This window comes from Roseococcus sp. GW821-FHT12F05 (genome assembly GCF_058806835.1).
In genome coordinates this window covers 17,043-32,922 of sequence record NZ_JBXAQB010000005.1, presented here as the reverse complement: position 1 = coordinate 32,922, position 15,880 = coordinate 17,043, and the positions used below count along the sequence as shown (strand labels likewise).

The 15,880-nt window shown below is 70.7% G+C and carries 17 protein-coding genes; 2 read left to right on the top strand and 15 right to left on the bottom strand.

The features are described 5' to 3' along the window. Positions 1-192 precede the first annotated feature (192 nt). The 12 genes from AC1ROY_RS14220 to hppD form a co-directional block, all read right to left on the bottom strand. Entirely contained in the window at positions 193-726 is a 534-nt protein-coding gene (locus AC1ROY_RS14220; protein ID WP_493149499.1) for a MaoC family dehydratase, read from the bottom strand. Then, a complete protein-coding gene (locus AC1ROY_RS14215) occupies positions 723-1,907 on the bottom strand; it encodes an NAD(P)/FAD-dependent oxidoreductase (protein WP_493149498.1) in 1,185 nt (394 codons plus the stop codon). Before AC1ROY_RS14215 ends, AC1ROY_RS14220 begins: the two co-directional genes overlap by 4 nt. Positions 1,908-1,924: 17 nt before the next feature. Continuing rightward, on the bottom strand, positions 1,925-3,154 hold the full coding sequence (locus tag AC1ROY_RS14210) for an NAD(P)-binding domain-containing protein (RefSeq protein ID WP_493149497.1): 1,230 nt from the start codon (positions 3,152-3,154) through the stop codon (positions 1,925-1,927). A gap of 55 nt (positions 3,155-3,209) precedes the next feature. Then, positions 3,210-3,806, bottom strand: a complete 597-nt coding sequence (locus AC1ROY_RS14205; RefSeq protein WP_493149496.1) for an OsmC family protein — start codon at positions 3,804-3,806, stop codon at positions 3,210-3,212. Between the two features lie 143 nt (positions 3,807-3,949). Continuing rightward, a complete protein-coding gene (locus AC1ROY_RS14200; protein ID WP_493149495.1) occupies positions 3,950-4,843 on the bottom strand; it encodes an ABC transporter permease in 894 nt (297 codons plus the stop codon). Further along, the gene (locus AC1ROY_RS14195) at positions 4,840-5,787 is read right to left on the bottom strand and encodes an ABC transporter permease (RefSeq protein ID WP_493149494.1); all 948 of its coding nucleotides are present in this window, start codon (positions 5,785-5,787) and stop codon (positions 4,840-4,842) included. The genes AC1ROY_RS14200 and AC1ROY_RS14195 overlap by 4 nt, the downstream gene beginning before the upstream one ends. A 7-nt stretch (positions 5,788-5,794) precedes the next feature. Further along, positions 5,795-6,427: a glutathione S-transferase family protein gene (locus AC1ROY_RS14190; protein WP_493149493.1), complete on the bottom strand. Its 633-nt coding sequence runs from the start codon at positions 6,425-6,427 to the stop codon at positions 5,795-5,797. Then, a complete protein-coding gene (locus tag AC1ROY_RS14185; RefSeq protein ID WP_493149492.1) occupies positions 6,424-7,941 on the bottom strand; it encodes an ABC transporter substrate-binding protein in 1,518 nt (505 codons plus the stop codon). The genes AC1ROY_RS14190 and AC1ROY_RS14185 overlap by 4 nt, the downstream gene beginning before the upstream one ends. Continuing rightward, complete coding sequence (locus tag AC1ROY_RS14180) at positions 7,938-8,975, bottom strand: ABC transporter ATP-binding protein (protein ID WP_493149491.1); 1,038 nt, start codon at positions 8,973-8,975, stop codon at positions 7,938-7,940. Before AC1ROY_RS14180 ends, AC1ROY_RS14185 begins: the two co-directional genes overlap by 4 nt. Continuing rightward, on the bottom strand, positions 8,972-9,925 hold the full coding sequence (locus tag AC1ROY_RS14175) for an ABC transporter ATP-binding protein (protein WP_493149490.1): 954 nt from the start codon (positions 9,923-9,925) through the stop codon (positions 8,972-8,974). The genes AC1ROY_RS14180 and AC1ROY_RS14175 overlap by 4 nt, the downstream gene beginning before the upstream one ends. After that, entirely contained in the window at positions 9,922-10,623 is a 702-nt protein-coding gene (locus tag AC1ROY_RS14170) for a DUF1028 domain-containing protein (protein WP_493149489.1), read from the bottom strand. The genes AC1ROY_RS14175 and AC1ROY_RS14170 overlap by 4 nt, the downstream gene beginning before the upstream one ends. 100 nt (positions 10,624-10,723) lie before the next feature. After that, the gene (gene hppD, locus AC1ROY_RS14165; protein WP_493149488.1) at positions 10,724-11,824 is read right to left on the bottom strand and encodes a 4-hydroxyphenylpyruvate dioxygenase; all 1,101 of its coding nucleotides are present in this window, start codon (positions 11,822-11,824) and stop codon (positions 10,724-10,726) included. Between the two features lie 115 nt (positions 11,825-11,939). Between hppD and AC1ROY_RS14160 the strand changes: the two genes are divergently transcribed. After that, positions 11,940-12,416: an Lrp/AsnC family transcriptional regulator gene (locus AC1ROY_RS14160; protein ID WP_493149487.1), complete on the top strand. Its 477-nt coding sequence runs from the start codon at positions 11,940-11,942 to the stop codon at positions 12,414-12,416. 75 nt (positions 12,417-12,491) lie between these two features. Then, positions 12,492-12,902: a globin family protein gene (locus AC1ROY_RS14155; protein ID WP_493149486.1), complete on the top strand. Its 411-nt coding sequence runs from the start codon at positions 12,492-12,494 to the stop codon at positions 12,900-12,902. 6 nt (positions 12,903-12,908) lie between these two features. Here the strand turns inward: AC1ROY_RS14155 and AC1ROY_RS14150 are convergent, their stop codons facing one another. Genes AC1ROY_RS14150 through AC1ROY_RS14140 form a run of 3 tightly spaced genes read right to left on the bottom strand, consistent with a single transcriptional unit; the run spans position 12,909 to position 15,873 of the window. Further along, a complete protein-coding gene (locus tag AC1ROY_RS14150) occupies positions 12,909-13,994 on the bottom strand; it encodes a class I SAM-dependent methyltransferase (RefSeq protein ID WP_493149485.1) in 1,086 nt (361 codons plus the stop codon). Between the two features lie 4 nt (positions 13,995-13,998). Beyond that, complete coding sequence (locus AC1ROY_RS14145) at positions 13,999-14,985, bottom strand: branched-chain amino acid ABC transporter permease (protein ID WP_493149484.1); 987 nt, start codon at positions 14,983-14,985, stop codon at positions 13,999-14,001. Between the two features lie 3 nt (positions 14,986-14,988). Continuing rightward, on the bottom strand, positions 14,989-15,873 hold the full coding sequence (locus tag AC1ROY_RS14140) for a branched-chain amino acid ABC transporter permease (protein ID WP_493149483.1): 885 nt from the start codon (positions 15,871-15,873) through the stop codon (positions 14,989-14,991). Positions 15,874-15,880 lie beyond the last annotated feature (7 nt).

Sequence of the window (15,880 nt, the reverse complement as noted above, 5' to 3'; positions counted from 1 at the left end):
CGCGCTCGCGCATTTCGCGCTGGGCGACCTGGAGGCGGCGGTGAGCTGCAGCCGGATGGCGATGCGCCTGCAGAATGCGAGCCACTGCACCTTCGCGCTGCACGCCGCGGCGCTCGGCCTGACCGGCCGCGGCGAGGCGGCGCGCGCGAGCGTCGAGGAGCTGCTGCGGCGCGTGCCGGACTACAGCTGCGCCTACGGGCGCACCGACCTCTTCTTCTGCCCGGACACGGCGGTCGTGGACCGCTTCGCCGAGGGGCTCGCGCTCGCGGGGCTGCCGGAGACGGCCGTGGTCGCGACGGCCAGCGGCACGGTGTAGGTCACGGCCGTTCCGGTGAGGCAGGTCTCGCCGTCGCCGTTGCGCACGATGGTCACGAGGTTGCAGATCGGCTTGTCGTCGCGCACCGAGGCCACCTCCACGCGCGCGACGATCTCCTCGCCGACGCGCACTGCCTTCACGAAGCGCCATTCCACGCCGAGGAAGACCGAGCCGGGGCCTGGCAGGTCCTCGGCCACGACGGCGTTCAGCAGGCCCGAGGTGACGCCACCCTGCACGATCAGCCCGGCGAAGGGCGTGGCGGCGGCCAGCTCCGCATCATAGTGCAGCGGGTTGCAGTCGCCGGTCATGGCGGAGAAGCGATGCACGTCCTCGAGGCTGGTGCGGCGCCGGCGCTCGGCGGCCTGGCCGGGCTTCGGCCTGCCCGCGGCGACGCCGTCCCAGCCGCTCATGGCACGTCCTCCCGGGGCACGTCCTCCCGGGGCGCATCCTCCCGGCAGGCCGGGCCCATCGCCAGCAGCTGCGCGACCTCCCGCTTCATGGCCATGTTCAGGTCCCGGTGCAGCGCCTTGAGCGCCTCCAGCTCCCAGCCGTAGCCGGCGATCTCGTCCGTCGTGTGGAAGAGCGGCAGCGACAGCTCGTCGCGCATGGCGGCGTAGTGGCCCATGTCGCCCCGCGCGACCGCGTCGGCGAGGAGGGATGCGTCCCGCAGCGCGTCGGTGATGCCATGCGCCGTGATCGGGTCCTTGAAGTAGCCGGCGTCACCGACCAGCGCCCAGCCCGGCCCATGGCACTGCCGCAGGAAGCCTCGCCGCCCGGCGAAGCTGCGCAGCGGCCCCTGCAACTCGGCGTCCGCGAGCTGGCGGGCCAGCTCAGGCGCCACCTGGGCGAGGATCCGGCGGAACTGCGCCTCGCGCCCTTCGCGCGGCGCGGCCTGGAAGTGCTCGGCCGGGGCCGAGACGAAGATGCAGTGCTGGCCGGCATTGGTCTCGATGCAGCCGGCGCTCGCGCCCTGGCGGTAGTGCCAGTGGTAGCCGCTGCGGGGCAGCCCGCTCCAGTAGCCGTAGGTGACGGGCGCGGCGTGCCGGCCACGGTGCAGCGTCGCGGCCTCGACCTGGCGCGCGACGCCGGAGCCGGCGCCATCGGCGCCGACCACGAGGGCGCAGGAGATGCGGGAGACCCGCCCCTCGGCATCCAGCAGGCTGGCACCGGTGACGCGGCCGCCCGACTCGCGCAGCAGCCCCACCATGTCGTGGCCGTGGCGGATCTCGGCGCCCGCCTCGACGGCGGCATCCACCAGCGCGCTGTCGAGCAGCGTCCGGCGCGGGGCGTAGAGCGCGTCGATGCCGTCCGCCGGGCGGAGGTCGACCGCGATCTCCTCCTCGCCGTAGTGGAAGGTGACGCGGCGCACGGCCGGGGTGCCGGCCTCGACGATCCGCGGCAGCACGCCCCAGCGATCGAGCAGCATCACGCCGCCGCGCATCAGCGCATGGGTGGAGAGCGTGTCCGTGCCGTAGCCGCCGCGGTCCACGGCGAGCACGCGCAGGCCTTGCCGGGCCAGCAGCAGCGCGGTCGCGGCGCCGGCGCAGCGCGCGCCCACCACCAGCGCGTCATAGTCGTTGCGAACGGTCATGATCCGTCTCCTCCGGGTCAGGCCGCGGCACGGCCGGGATTGGCGAGGTGGTCCTGGATGTCCTCGGCGAGCTCGGCCGCATCGGCGCCGACGCCGTCGAGGAAGTTCGAGTTGCGCCGCCGCAGGAAGCGCAGGCCGAGCGCGTAGAGGCCGGGCGCCGGCGTGATTCCGCCGCGATGCCGGATCTCGCCGGCGGCATCGAGCACGGGGACGTGCAGCCAGCCGTAGTCGCGCCGGTAGCCGGTGGCCCAGACGACGCTGCGGATGCCTTCGGCCGCGAGGTCGAGCTGCGCGGGCGATGGGTCGAGGGCGATGGGCGCGGGCCGCGCTTCCGCGGGCGCGCCATGCGCATCGGCGGCGAGGTCGATCCGGTCTAGCAGCCGGTCGAGGCTGCGCTGCGCGGCTGCCGTCGTCTCGGCGAGGTCGTTCCGCAGATGCAGCACGCCCGCGGCGAGGCCCGCCACCCGCCCCACCACACGCAGGCCGAGCGCATGCAGCGTGCCGAGGTCGATATCCCGCCCCTCCGGCGATCCGACGAGCTGGAAGGAGGGCTGCATGCGGGCCAGGGCCAGGTCGCGGTCGGGATCGGCCGGCTCGGCGAGCAGGCCGATGCGGTCCATCCAGTCCATGATGTCACGGTCGCGGTAGCGCCGGGGCAGGCGGACATGGCGTCCGGCGGAGAGGGTCACGGGCCGGCCGGAGCGATGCAGCTCCTCGGCGATCTGGGCGCCGCTGGCGGAGGCGCCGACCACCAGGACGCCGCCCTTCGGCAACTGCGAAGGCCGCTTGTAGCCAGCGGCGGTGATCTGGCGGATCTCCGGCGGCAAATCCGCGGCCATGGCCGGCACGCAGGGCACGTCGCACTGCCCGGTGGCGATCACCACGGCGGACGCCATCCAGGTGCCGCCGCTCGCCTCCACGCGGTACCCGCCGGGGACGCGGCACAGGGAGCGCACGGTCTGGCCCGTCATGACCGGCATGCGCGCGGCGTAGGATGCCAGGAAGGCGACGACCTCCGGCATGGTCATGTAGCCCTCCGGCTCCGCGCCGGAATAGGCATGGCCGGGCAGCCGGCTCATCCAATTGGGCGTGAGCATCCGGAGCGAATCCCAGCGCTCGCTGCGCCAGCGCTCGGCGACGCGGCCGCGCTCCAGGACGACGTGTTCGATCCGCCGGGCGGACAGGCAGTGGCTCATGGCGAGACCGGCCTGGCCCGCGCCGATGATGATGGCATCGGTGTGCAGCATGGCGTCCGTTCCCCGGAGTGAGGCGCCGGCGGCCTTCCGGCCGCCGGCCGCGCGGTCAGCGCTCGACCACGACGTCCACGGGGCAGCCATTGGTCAGCGCGTCGAAGACGGCGGAGCGGGCGCGGGCCTGCTCCACGATCTGCGCCAGCTTCTCGGCGGGCGCGTCGCCCTCGATGCGGAAGTTCACGCGGATGGCGCCGAAGCCGTTCCGCACCTGGTCCGAGAGGCCGAGGATGCCCTGCAGGTCGATGTCGCCGACCACGCTGCATTCCACCTTGCTCAGCACGACGCCGCGCGCCGAGGCGATGTTGGCGATGCCGGCGGTGAGGCAGCCGGCCAGGCCGTGCAGCAGCCATTCCACCGGCGTCGGGCCGTTGTCCTCGCCGCAGAGCACGGCGGGGTGGTCGGAATGCGCCTCGACGGCGGCCTTGTGGGTGTGCTCGCCGCCGGCGCCGGAGAAGCCCAGCATGGTGCCGCGCATATGCGTGCCGACCATCCACTGGCCGTTCGCGCGGAATTGGAACTTCGCGAGCTCCCGCTGGCCGGCGACGGCGTCGATCGTGGCGAGGAGGGCGGGGGTGTTCACGCCGTTCATGGCCACCGGGGGCTTCCGGGGCTTGGCGGGGGCGTCGAGGGTCGCGGTGTCGGTCATGGTCTCTCTCCAGGGTTGGCGTCCCGCCGTGCCTGAAGGGGCCGTGGAACGTGGCCGGAGCTTTAGGAGGCCCGGCACGCCCTTGCTTGGAGAGGAGCTTGCGGAAAGCTTGGGAAAGGCTGGATTTCAGCCCTTCCAGAGGTTCAGCGCCGCTGGCTCCGCGGATCGAGCGCGTCGCGCAGCCCGTCGCCGACCAGGTTGAAGGCCAGCACCACCAGGAAGATCGCCAGCCCGGGGAAGATGGCCAGCCACGGCGCGCCCTCGATGAAGCGCTGCGCCGAGTTCAGCATGCTCCCCCAGGAGGGCTGCGGCGGCTGCTGGCCGAGCCCCAGGAAGCTCAGCGAGGCCTCGGCGATGATGGCCTCGGCGATGGCCAGCGTCGCCTGCACCAGCAGCGGCGGGACGATGTTGGGCAGCACGTGCATCACGCCGATCCGCCAGAGCGGGTTGCCGAGCGCGCGCGCCGCCTCCACCCAGTCGGTGCTGCGGGCCTCCAGCGCCATGCCGCGTGCGAGCCGCACGAAGATGGGCGAGGCGGAGACGGCGATGGCGATCATCGCATTCTCCAGCGCCGGTCCGAGGAAGGCGGCCAGCGCGATGGCCAGGATCAGGAAGGGGATCGACAGCATCGCATCGGCGATGCGGCTGATGACGATGTCCAGCCACTTGCCGCCGAGCCCTGCGAGCAGGCCGACCGGCACGCCGATCAACACCGCGCCGCCGACGGCGATGACGCCGGCCATCAGGCTCGCCCGCGCGCCGAAGAGCACGCGGCTCAGCACGTCGCGGCCGTTCTCGTCGGTGCCGAAGAAGTGGGCGAGCGAGGGCGGCTTGCGGATGCGCGACCAGCTCGTCTCCAGCGGGTCGAAGGGCGCGATCCAGGGCGCCAGCAGCGCGGCCGCGACGAAGACGATCACCACGATCAGCCCGAACATGGCGAGCTTGTGCTGCAGGAAGCGCCGCAGCGCGCGGCGGGCGGGGCTCTCGCCCGTCTCGATGGCGATGCTTCCCGTGGTCTGGGCGGCCGTCGTGCTCATGCCGTGCGCAGCCGCGGGTTGATGGCCATGTAGAGCAGGTCCGCGACCAGGCTCAGCAGGATGAAGATCAGCGCCGTCGCCATCACCACGCCCTGTACCACCGGGTAGTCGCGGTTGAACACGGCGTCCACGACGAGCTTGCCGAAGCCGGGGATGGAGAAGATCTGCTCGGTCAGCACGGCGCCGGCCAGCAGCCGGCCGAACTCGATGGTGCCCAGCGTGACCACCGGGATCAGCGCGTTGCGCAGCGCATGCTTGGCGACGACGACGCGCTCGCTCAGCCCCTTCGCGCGCGCCGTGCGCACGTAGTCCTGGCTCAGCGCGCCCAGCATCGCGGCCCGGGTGTGGCGCATCAGCACGGAGGCGACGCCAGTGCCGAGCACGAAGGCCGGCATGATCGTCGTCTCCAGGCTCATCAGCGGGTCTTCCCAGAGCGGCACGTAGCCGCTGGGCGGCAGCCAGCCGAGCTGCACGGAGAAGAACAGGATCATCATGATCCCCAGCCAGAAGTTCGGCGTGGAGATGCCGAAGAGCGCGATGCCGTTGATGACCCAGTCGGCGGGGCGGTCGCGCCAGACGGCGCTGAGCACGCCGCAGGGCACGCCGATGACCACGCCGATGATGAAGCTCATGGACGCCAGCTGGAAGGTGACGGGCAGCTTCTCCAGGATGAGCTCGCCGACCGGCAGGCGGATGCGCCAGGAGAAGCCGAGATCGCCGTGCAGCGCGCGCCAGATCCAGTGGAGGTACTGGTGCACCAATGGCTGATCGAGCATCAGCTCGGCGCGGATCTGGGCGAGGACTTCGGGGTCGCCGCGCTCCTCGCCGGCGAGGATCAGCGCGGGGTCGCCGGGCATGAGCTGCTGCAGGGCGAAGACGAGGATCGAGACGATGATCAGCGTGGGGATCACCTGGCCCAGCCGGCGGAGCAGAAATCCCCACATATCGGCGTCAGCCCTCGCCGCGGGCGGCTTCGTGCGCGGCGGCGAGCTCCGCGTCCTTCGCGGCCGCGCTCTTCACGCCCGGCAGCGCCGCGACGCGCTCGGCGAAGGCCACGAATTCCGGATGCTTCGGCACCAAGCCGAACATCATCGTCCAGCCGAGCGCGACGCCCCAGAGGATGTCGGCCGCGGTGAGGCGCTCGCCGAGCAGCCAGGGGCCCCTGGCGAGCTGGCCGCGCAGCGTGTCGATCACGGCGTCGTAGGTGCCGTAGGGGCTCATCGAGGCCGTGCCGGGATCGCGCTTCTGCGCGTGATCCACCACGGCCGGTTCGAAGGCCGAGCCGTAGAAGAACAGCCAGCGCAGGAAGGGGCCGCGCAGGGGATCGCCGATCGGCGGCGCCAGGCCGGCCTCGGGAAATCGGTCGGCGAGGTAGAGGAAGACGGCGCCCTGCTCAGTGATCAGCGCGCCGTCCTCCTCGATGGCCGGCACCTTCCCGAGCGGGTTGACGGCGAGATAGGCCGGCCGCCGGTTCTCGCCGGCGCGCAGGTCCATCGCGTGCAGCTCGTAGGGCACGCCCATCTGCTCGAGGAGCGAGCGGGCGCCGTTCGAGCGCGAGTTGGGGCAGTGGTGCAGCGTGATCACTGAAGGCGCATTCCCTGCAGGCGGATGATGCCGTCCGGCACGTTCACGTAGCCCTGCAGTCGCGCCGTGTGCACGACGATGTTCTTGCGGTGCCAGAGGTAGATGCGGTGGCGGTCCTGCCGCATCGCGATCTGCCAGGTCTGGGCATAGAGCTCGCGCCGCTTGGCGGGATCCTGCTCCAGCCGGGCGGCGTCGAGCAGGCGGTCCACCTCGTGATTGGCGTAGCGGCCGTCGTTCTGCGGGCCGCGCGAGTGGATGAAGCTCCAGGAGTTGCCGTCCGGGTCCACGCGGCCCGACCAGCCCAGCAGGTACAGCTCGAAATCGCCGCGCTGCGCGGCTTGGAGGCTGCTCGCGAATTCCATCGTGTTGATGCGCAGGTCGAAGCCGGCCTCGCGCACCATGGCCTGGATGACCTCGCCGGCCTGGCGCAGGTCCGGGCTGTTGGTGACGGTCATCTCCACGCGCAGCGGCGTGGTGACGCCGGCCTCGCGCAGCAGGGCGCGGGCGCGCTCGAGGTTGCGCGGCTCCGGCTGGAAGGCCGCGACGTGGAAGGGGTTGGCCGGGGGCACGGGCTGGGAGGCGGGCGTGTACATCCCCTCATAGACGACCTGGTTCAGCGCGTTGCGGTCGATGGCCAGCTCGAAGGCCTCGCGGATGCGGGCGTTCTGGCCGATCGGCGTCTGCGAGCGCGCTCCGTTGCCGATGTTGAAGGAGATGGACTGGTAGCCGAGCTCGTCGCTGATGGAGACGCGCAGCCGGCTGTTGCGGCGGACCGCCGGCACGTCGTCGGGATCGACCGACTGCACCATCTCCAGCGCGCCGGATTGCAGGTTGGCCAGCCGCACCGTGCTGTCCGGGATGATCTGGTAGGTCACCCGGTTCAGGTGGATCGCCGCGGCGTTCCAGTATTCGGGAAAGCGCTCGACCACGATGCGGTCCTGCGCCACGCGCTCGACGAAGCGGAAGGGCCCGGCGCAGACGGGGCGGGTGCCGAAGTTGCGGCCGGCGGCCTCGGCGGCTTTGGGGCTCACGATCATGCCGGCGCGGTCGGTGAGCTGCGAGAGAAAGGGCGCCGAGGGCGCGCGGAGACGGATGCGGACCTTCAGCGGGTCCACGACCTCGACGGATTCGATCGTGTTGATCTCGCCTCGGCGAAAACTGCCCTGCAGGTTCATGTGGCGGTCGAGGCTGTAGCGCACGCTCTCGGCGTCCATCGGCTCGCCGTCGTGGAAGCGCACGCCCTCGCGCAGCGTGATGAGCAGGGTGCGCGGGTCTTCCCACGTGTATCCGGTGGCGAGCTGCGGGACGATCTCCAGCCGCTCGTTGATGTCGAAGAGCTTGTCGCAGAGGCTCGCGAAGACGATGCGGCCGACGAAGGTGCGGGCCAGCGTCGGGTCCATGATGTCGGGGTCCTCGCGCAGGCCGATGCGGAGGTTCTGGGCGTTTGCAGCGTGGGGGGCGGCGGCGGAAAGTCCCAGCGCGGCACAGGCGGCGAGCAGCAGGCGTCGGATCATGCGATGGGCTCCCGGTTGGTCGAGAAGAAGCTTTGCAGGCGCGCGAGGCGGGCATCGGCCGCGGCCTCGCGGATGGGCGTCGCGGGGGGAAGGCTATCCTGGAAATGGCAGGCGGCGATATGCGCCTCGCCGACCAGCTCGGGCCCCTGTTCCGCGCAGAGCGCCTGCGCATAGGGGCAGCGCGTGCGGAAACGGCAGCCGGAGGGCGGCGCGACGGGGGAGGGGATGTCGCCCTCCAGCAGCTTCAGCACACCGCCCTGGCCGGGCACGGCGGCGAGCAGCGCGCGCGTGTAGGGGTGGCGCGGCGCCTGAAAGATCTGCTCCGCCGGCGCCTCCTCGACGATGCGGCCGAGATACATCACGGCCACCCTGTCCGCGATCTGCCGGACGACGCCGAGGTCGTGGCTGATGAGCACGAAGGTCAGGCCGAGGTCGCGGATCAGGTCGCCCAGCAGGTTCACCACTTGCGCCTGGACGGAGACGTCGAGCGCGGAGACGGGCTCGTCGCCGATGATGAGGCGCGGCTCGCTGGCCAGCGCGCGCGCGATGGCGATGCGTTGGCGCTGGCCGCCGGAGAATTCGTGCGGCCAGCGGCGCGCCAGCTCGGGACGCAGGCCGACGCGCTCCAGGAGTTCCGCGACGCGCGCGCGCTCGCGGCCGCGATGCAGCCTGTGGAGGATCAGCGGCTCGGTGATCGCGGCCTCGACGGTCATGCGCGGGTCGAGACTCGCGAAGGGGTCCTGGAAGATGAGCTGCATCTCGCGCCGCTTGGCGCGCAGCGCGGAAGGCCCTAGGGCCAGCACGTCCTCGCCGTCGAAGCGCAGCGTGCCGGAATCGGGCTCGAGCAGCCGCAGCGCGAGGCGGCCGAGGGTGGACTTGCCGCAGCCGCTCTCGCCGACGATGGCGAGCACGCTGCCCTGCGGCACGGACAGCGACACGCCATCCACCGCCCGCACCGCGCCGCGCTTCCGGCCGAGGCTGTCGCGGAAGGGGAAGTGCTTCACCATCCCGTCGAGTTGCAGGAGTGGAGTCATGCCGCGAGCGGCGCCCGATGGCAGGCCGCGAAGTGGTCCGGCGTGATCTCGCGCAGCGGGGGCGTGGTCGCGCAGACCTCTGCCGCGAAGGGGCAGCGCGGCGCGAAGCGGCAGCCAGGCGGCGGGTTGCGCAGGTCCGGCACCGTGCCCTCGATGGAGGCGAGGCGCGGGCGCTTGGAATCCAGCCGCGGCGCAGCGCCGAGCAGGCCGATCGTGTAGGGGTGCTGCGGCTCGGCGAAGAGCCGCGCGGCCGCCGTGCGCTCGGCGACGCGGCCGGCATACATGACCACCACCTCGTCCGCATGGTCCTGCACCACGCCGAGATCGTGGGTGATGAGGACCACGGCGGTGCCCGTCTCGCGCTTCAGCTCGTCGAGCAGCGCCAGGATCTGCGCCTGCACCGTGACGTCGAGCGCAGTGGTCGGCTCGTCGGCGATGAGCAGCCTGGGCCGGCAGGCGAGCGCAATCGCGATCATCACGCGCTGCCGCATGCCGCCGGAAAGCTGGTGCGGATACTGCTTGGCGCGCCGGGCGGCCTCGGGGATGCGCACGCGCTCCAGCATGGCGATGGCGCGGGCCATGGCGTCGCGCGCGGTCAGGCCCTCGTGCAGGCGCAGCGCCTCGGCCACCTGCTCGCCGGCCGTGAAGGCCGGGTTCAGGCTGGTCATGGGCTCCTGGAAGATCATCGCGAGCTCGCGGCCGCGCGCCTTGCGCTGACCCTCCGGCGTCAGCAGCTCGCCGGCCAGCCGGATGTCGCCCAGCCGTTCGGCGTTCTCGGCCAGCAGGCCGAGGATCGCCAGCGCCGTCGCGGATTTCCCGCAGCCGCTCTCGCCGACGATGGCCAGCGTCCGTCCCGGCTCGACGCTGAAGGAGACGCGGTCCACCGCGTGCAGCACGCCGCGGTCGGTGTGGAACTCGATGCTGAGGCGGTCGACCTCCAGGGCGTTCATCGCTTCGCCCGGGCCTCGGTGGCCGCCGCGATGACGGAACGGTCGAAGACGCCGGGATGGTCGGTGCCGGCGAGGAAGCTGCGGAAAGTGACGAAGCGCTCCTGCGCCACCGCATGCAGGCGGCGCAGCTCGGCGAGCGGATCGGGATGGTCGTCCACGCGGATGTCGAGGTCGGGATAGGGGTCCTTCGACGCCACCATCAGCGCGGCCGCCTGCTTCCCGCGCGCGTCGCCGCCGGCGGCCTCGCCGGCCTCCATGGCATGAAGCAGGCGGAGCGCCATCGGGAGGTGCGGCGCGGCGAGGAAGGCGGTCAGCGTGTCCCCGACCACATCAGGCCCGGCCAGCATGTTGCCGGCCACCGACACGTTCTCCGCCCGCACCGATCCGCACCAGGGCACGCAGGCCGCTCCGGTGTGCTGCGCGACGGCGCCGTCCGGACCGAGGATATGGAACTGCCGCGTGTCGCGCCCTGCGTCCCCGGCGATCAGCGCGTCCAGGATGGCCTGGGGCGCCTCGCCGGCGCGCAGCCGCTCCATCCCGCGGAGGCCGAGCATGGGATTCAGCAGCGCCTGCGAGGACAGCGCGCCCACGCCGCCCTCCACGCGCGGGCAGAGCGCGCCCACGGCGAAGAAGCGTGTCGCGATGGCGACGCCGAGCTCGCCGCTGCGGGGGTCGCGCGCCAGGAGGGACCAGGTCATGCCGCGCGACTGTAACCAGGACCGGCCGGGCGCAAAGGGGGGATTGGGCCGGCTTCGGCGCCTGCGGTCCCCCCGTGCCCCGCCCTTGGGCAGGCTTGCCCTATTCGGCGGCGGGGGTCAGCACGCCGCGGCGGACCTGGTCCAGCTCGATGCTCTCGAAGAGCGCCCGGAAGTTGCCCTCGCCGAAGCCCTGGTCGCCCTTGCGCTGGATCTTCTCGAAGAAGATCGGGCCGATCATCGTTTCGGTGAAGATCTGCAGCAGCCGCCCGCCAGAGGGCGAGCCATCCATCAGGATCCTGTTGCGCCGCATGCGCTCGATATCCTCGCCCGTATCGGGCAGGCGCTGCGGCAGCAGCTCGTAATAGGTGTCGGGGGTCTCCAGGAAGCTGACGCCATTCCCGCGCAGGCCCTCCACCGTCGCGTGGATGTCCTCGGTACCGAGGGCGATGTGCTGGATGCCCTCGCCGTTGTAGGCGCGCAGGTATTCCTCGATCTGCGAGCGGTCGTCGCTGCTCTCGTTGATGGGGATGCGGATCTGGCCGCAGGGCGAGGTCATGGCCTTGGACTTCAACCCCGTCAGCTTCCCCTCGATGTCGAAGTAGCGGATCTCCCGGAAGTTGAAGAGCCGCTCGTAGAAGCCGGACCAGGCGTCCATGCGGCCGCGGTGCACGTTGTGGGTGAGATGGTCGATGACCGTGAGGCCATGCGTCGTCGGATGCGGGTCCACGCCGTCCAGCCATCGGAAGTCCACGTCGTAGATGGAGCCGCGGTCGCCGTAGCGGTCCACGAAGTAGATCAGGCTGCCGCCAATCCCCTCGATGGCCGGGATATTCAGCTCCATCGGCCCGACGCGGCCATGGAAGGGCCGGGCGCCGAGCTGGATCGCGCGCTCGAAGGCCTGCGCCGCGTCGGCGACCCGGAAGGCCATGGCGCAGGCCGAGGGCCCGTGCACGCGGCCGAATCCCTGGGCGAAGCTGGCGGGCTCGGCGTTGAGGACGAAGTTCGTCCCGCCCTGGCGCCAGAGCGTCACGTCCTTGCTGCGGTGGCGCGCGACCTGGACGAAGCCGAGCCGCGCGAAGACTCGGCGCAGATGCCCGGTGTCGGGGCCGGTGAACTCGACGAACTCGAAGCCGTCCGTGCCCATCGGATTGGCGTCGCAGATGCGGCCGGCGATGTCGGTACGATCAGGAGGGACGTCCATGGAGGCTTCCTCGGTTGGCTGCGGCAAATGTCGCCCGGGGAAGCGAGTGAAATTCGCCGGATTCGGTGCCAGGATGCGGTCTGATGACAGGAATCCACCACGAAAGGCGCTTTCCATGGCGAAATCCACTCCGATCGCGCTGGATGCCGGGGATCGCCGCATCCTCCGCGCCCTCCAGCGCGACGGGAGGCTGCCCATCACCGCCCTGGCCGAGGAGGTCGGCCTGTCGGCCACCCCATGTCAACGCCGGGTGAAGCGCCTCGAGGAGGCCGGCGTCATCCGGGGCTACGCGGCGCAGATCGCGCCCGCCCGCGTGGGCCTGCCGCTCCAGGCCTTCGTGCAGGTCTCGCTGGAGAGCCACGCCGAGGAGGTCGTGGAAAGGTTCCACAAGGCCCTGGCCGCGCGGCCGGAAATCCTCGCCGCCTACACGATGAGCGGCGAGATGGACTACCTGCTTCACATCCTCGCGCCCGACATGGAGACCTTCGGCGATTTCGCGACGCGCGCCCTGCTGCGCCTGCCCGGCGTGAAGGAGACCCGCTCCAGTTTCGTGCTCGCGACACTGAAGGAACCGGGCGAAGTGCCCTTATGAGGAGAATCCCGTTGTTGCAGTGGCGTGCACCCGCTTCGTAACGTTGCTGCACCGCCGCATTCAGGAACCGCAAGAATGACGCCCGACCAGGTCACCCTCGTCCAGGACACCTTCCGCCAGGTCGTCCCCATCAAGGAGAAGGCCGCCGAGCTCTTCTACGCGCGGCTCTGGGAGACCGACCCCACCACCGTGCCGCTCTTCGCGAAGAGCGACATGGCGCTGCAGGGCCAGAAGCTCATGGCCGCGCTGGCCATGGTCGTCTCCTCGCTGAGGCAGCCGGAGAAGGTGGTTCCGGTGGCGCAGGACATGGCGAAGCGCCACCTCTCCTACGGCGTCACGCAGGCGCAGTACGGCAGCGTCGGCGCCGCGCTGCTCTGGACGCTGGGCCAGGGCCTCGGGCCGGCCTACACGCCCGAGGTGGAAGGCGCCTGGACCGCCGCCTACACGCTGCTCAGCAGGGTGATGATCGACGCCGCCTACGCGTAGCAGGCCTCAGCCGCCGGGCGCGGCCAGCGTCACCTGGATCCCGCGCAGCGCCGCCTTGCCGTCGGTGGTGCAGGCCTCCCCCGGGCCGGCCAGGACCGGCGCCTCCACGCCCTGGAACAGCCCCGCCACCCGGAGGCGGAACCCGTCCTGCAGCTCCGGCCGGAGCCGGACGGAAAAGCCGGTCAGCGCCTGCTGGGCATCGCCGGTGCCGATGATCGTCTTCTCGGACACCCAGTCGGTCCAGCCGCCGTCCGAGAGCCGGGCGCTGTACTCGAGCACCGGCGTGCGGCCCTGGACCACCAGGTAGAAGGCGCTGATGGGCTGCTGCGGCGGAGCGCTGCGGATGGCGCCCCCCATGCCCACCGCATGGTGCTTGCCGCCCAGATTCGCCGAAACGGCCACCGGCAGGCCCTTCGCCGTGCCGAGCTCGGCGAAGGGCTGAACCTGCAACGGCGGCGGCGCCTTCTGGATGACGCAGCAATGCCGCGCGAAGGCGATGGAATCCGCCAGCGGCGCATAGGTTCGCAGGAAGGCGTCCTCCTCCGCCCGCAGGTCGGCGCGCAGGCCCGACACCTTCAGGTCCACCAGCCGCTTCAGGTAGTCCACGCAGGAATAGGACGCGACGCCGCGGTACTTCTCGACATAGGCGCCGTAGTTCGTCTGCAGGTCCTCGACGATGTAGAAGCCGCCGCCCTTCACATGCGGCAGGAGCTGGCGGAGCGTGGTGATCTGGTGCTCCCAGAGATGCGAGCCGTCCTCCACCACGAGGTCGAAGGGCCCATGCCGCAGCGCGAGGTCGGTCAGATCCTGGATGTTCGACTGGTCGAGGATCTCGATGTGGATCCGGTCGCCGGAATAGGCCAGCACGGCAGGGTTGATGTCGGCGCCGACGATGGAGGCGTGCGGGAAATAGGCCAGCCAGGTCAGCAGCGACGCGCCGTTCAGCACCCCGACCTCGAGGATCTTCAGCGGCCGGTCACGCAGGGGAGCCAGGAAGGATTCGTAGAAGGAAAGGTAGTTGTGGCCGCTCGACGCCTTGTCCGTGCCGAAGCGAAGGCCGAGCGCGTCCAGGGAATCCTTGTCCTGCGTCATGCCGTCACAACCGCACGCGCAGCCAGTTGCCGATCTCTCCCACCAGCCCGCGGCGGAAGGCGAGCACGCAGAGCACGAAGATGGCGCCCTGGATCACCGTCACCCAGGCGCCGAACTCGGCCAGGTAGTTCTGCATGGTGATGATGACGGCCGCGCCCAGGAAGGGCCCGAAGATGGTGCCGAGCCCGCCCACCAGCGACATCAGCACGACCTCGCCGGACATGGTCCAGAACACGTCGGTGAGCGTCGCGATGCCGAAGACGATGGACTTCAGCCCGCCCGCCACGCCCGCCAGCCCGGCCGAGAGCACGAAGGCCATCAGCTTGTAGTCGTCCGTGCGGTAGCCGAGCGAGGTCGCGCGCGGCTCGTTCTCGCGGATCGACTTCAGCACCATGCCGAAGGGCGAGTGCACGATGCGGTGGATCAGCAGGAAGCCCAGCAGGAAGACGCCCGCCGTCAGCCAGTACATGTTGAGGTCGCGGCTGAGGTCCACGATGCCGAGGAAGTAGCCGCGCGGGATGGACTGGATGCCGTCCTCGCCGCCGGTGAAGGGCGCCTGCACGCAGAAGAAGTAGACCATCTGCGCGAAGGCCAGGGTGATCATGGCGAAGTAGATGCCCTGCCGGCGGATCGCGATCCAGCCGATGACGAGGCCGAGCGCCGCGCCCATGAGGCCGCCCAGGATGATCGAGAGCTCCGGCGGCAGCCCCCAGACCTTGGCCGCATGGCCGGTGATGTAGCCGCCCATGCCGAAATAGGCCGCATGCCCGAAGCTCAGCAGGCCGACATAGCCGATGAGCAGGTTGAAGGCGCAGGCGAAGAGCGCGAAGCACAGCAGCTTCATCAGGAAGACGGGGTAGAGGAAGAAAGGGCTGATCGCGAGGAAGGCGATCAGCAGGACGAAGGCGATGACCTGCGCCTGGGTGAAGCCGAGGAAGAAGGCTTCCTCGTTGCGGAAGTCGGTGCCGCTGAAGCCGCCGGGTGCCGCCATGGCTCAGGCCCTCCCGAAGAGGCCGGCGGGGCGCGCCAGCAGCACGATGGCCATGACCACGAAGATCACGGTGGAGGAGGCTTCCGGATAGAACACCTTGGTCAGACCTTCGATGATGCCGAGCCCGAAGCCCGTGATGACGGAGCCGAGGATGGACCCCATGCCGCCGATGACGACGACCGCGAAGACGATGATGATGAGGTTCGACCCCATCTGCGGGTTCACCGAGTAGATCGGAGCCGCCAGCACGCCGGCGAAGGCGGCCAGCGCCACGCCCGCGCCGTAGGTCAGCGTCATCAGCCGAGGCACGTTGATGCCGAAGGCCTGCACCAGCGCCGCGTTCTCGGTCGAAGCGCGCAGGTAGCTGCCGATCTTGGTCTTCTCGATGACGAGCCAGGTGCCGATGCACATCACGGCGGCGACGACGACGACCCAGCCGCGATAGACGGGCATGAACATGAAGCCCAGGTCCCAGGCCCCGGAGAGCTGGGGCGGGATGCGGTAGGGCAGGCCCGAGCTGCCGTACTGGTTGCGGAAGATGCCCTCGATGATGAGGCCGAGGCCGAAGGTCAGCAGCAGCCCGTAGAGATGGTCGAGCTTGTACAATCGCGCGATCATCGTGCGTTCGAGGAGCACGCCGAAGAGGCCCACCAGCAGCGGCGCCAGGACCAGCGCCCACCAGTAGTTGAGGCCGGCATATTCGAGCAGCATCCAGGCCACGAAGGCGCCCATCATGAACTGCGCGCCGTGCGCGAAGTTGATGACGTTCAGCATGCCGAAGATGACGGCAAGGCCGAGCGACAGCAGGGCATAGAAGGCACCGTTGATCAGCCCGAGGAGCAACTGGCCGAAGAGCAGCGGCGCCGGGATCCCGAAGATATCGTCCATACGCGGT

Coding starts and splice junctions, on each gene's coding strand:
- AC1ROY_RS14220 (WP_493149499.1), bottom strand. CDS start 726: ATGAGCGGCTGGGACGGCGTCGCCGCGGGCAGGCCGAAGCCCGGCCAG.
- AC1ROY_RS14215 (WP_493149498.1), bottom strand. CDS start 1,907: ATGACCGTTCGCAACGACTATGACGCGCTGGTGGTGGGCGCGCGCTGC.
- AC1ROY_RS14210 (WP_493149497.1), bottom strand. CDS start 3,154: ATGCTGCACACCGATGCCATCATCATCGGCGCGGGCCAGGCCGGTCTC.
- AC1ROY_RS14205 (WP_493149496.1), bottom strand. CDS start 3,806: ATGACCGACACCGCGACCCTCGACGCCCCCGCCAAGCCCCGGAAGCCC.
- AC1ROY_RS14200 (WP_493149495.1), bottom strand. CDS start 4,843: ATGAGCACGACGGCCGCCCAGACCACGGGAAGCATCGCCATCGAGACG.
- AC1ROY_RS14195 (WP_493149494.1), bottom strand. CDS start 5,787: ATGTGGGGATTTCTGCTCCGCCGGCTGGGCCAGGTGATCCCCACGCTG.
- AC1ROY_RS14185 (WP_493149492.1), bottom strand. CDS start 7,941: ATGATCCGACGCCTGCTGCTCGCCGCCTGTGCCGCGCTGGGACTTTCC.
- AC1ROY_RS14180 (WP_493149491.1), bottom strand. CDS start 8,975: ATGACTCCACTCCTGCAACTCGACGGGATGGTGAAGCACTTCCCCTTC.
- AC1ROY_RS14175 (WP_493149490.1), bottom strand. CDS start 9,925: ATGAACGCCCTGGAGGTCGACCGCCTCAGCATCGAGTTCCACACCGAC.
- AC1ROY_RS14170 (WP_493149489.1), bottom strand. CDS start 10,623: ATGACCTGGTCCCTCCTGGCGCGCGACCCCCGCAGCGGCGAGCTCGGC.
- hppD (WP_493149488.1), bottom strand. CDS start 11,824: ATGGACGTCCCTCCTGATCGTACCGACATCGCCGGCCGCATCTGCGAC.
- AC1ROY_RS14160 (WP_493149487.1), top strand. CDS start 11,940: ATGGCGAAATCCACTCCGATCGCGCTGGATGCCGGGGATCGCCGCATC.
- AC1ROY_RS14155 (WP_493149486.1), top strand. CDS start 12,492: ATGACGCCCGACCAGGTCACCCTCGTCCAGGACACCTTCCGCCAGGTC.
- AC1ROY_RS14150 (WP_493149485.1), bottom strand. CDS start 13,994: ATGACGCAGGACAAGGATTCCCTGGACGCGCTCGGCCTTCGCTTCGGC.
- AC1ROY_RS14145 (WP_493149484.1), bottom strand. CDS start 14,985: ATGGCGGCACCCGGCGGCTTCAGCGGCACCGACTTCCGCAACGAGGAA.
- AC1ROY_RS14140 (WP_493149483.1), bottom strand. CDS start 15,873: ATGGACGATATCTTCGGGATCCCGGCGCCGCTGCTCTTCGGCCAGTTG.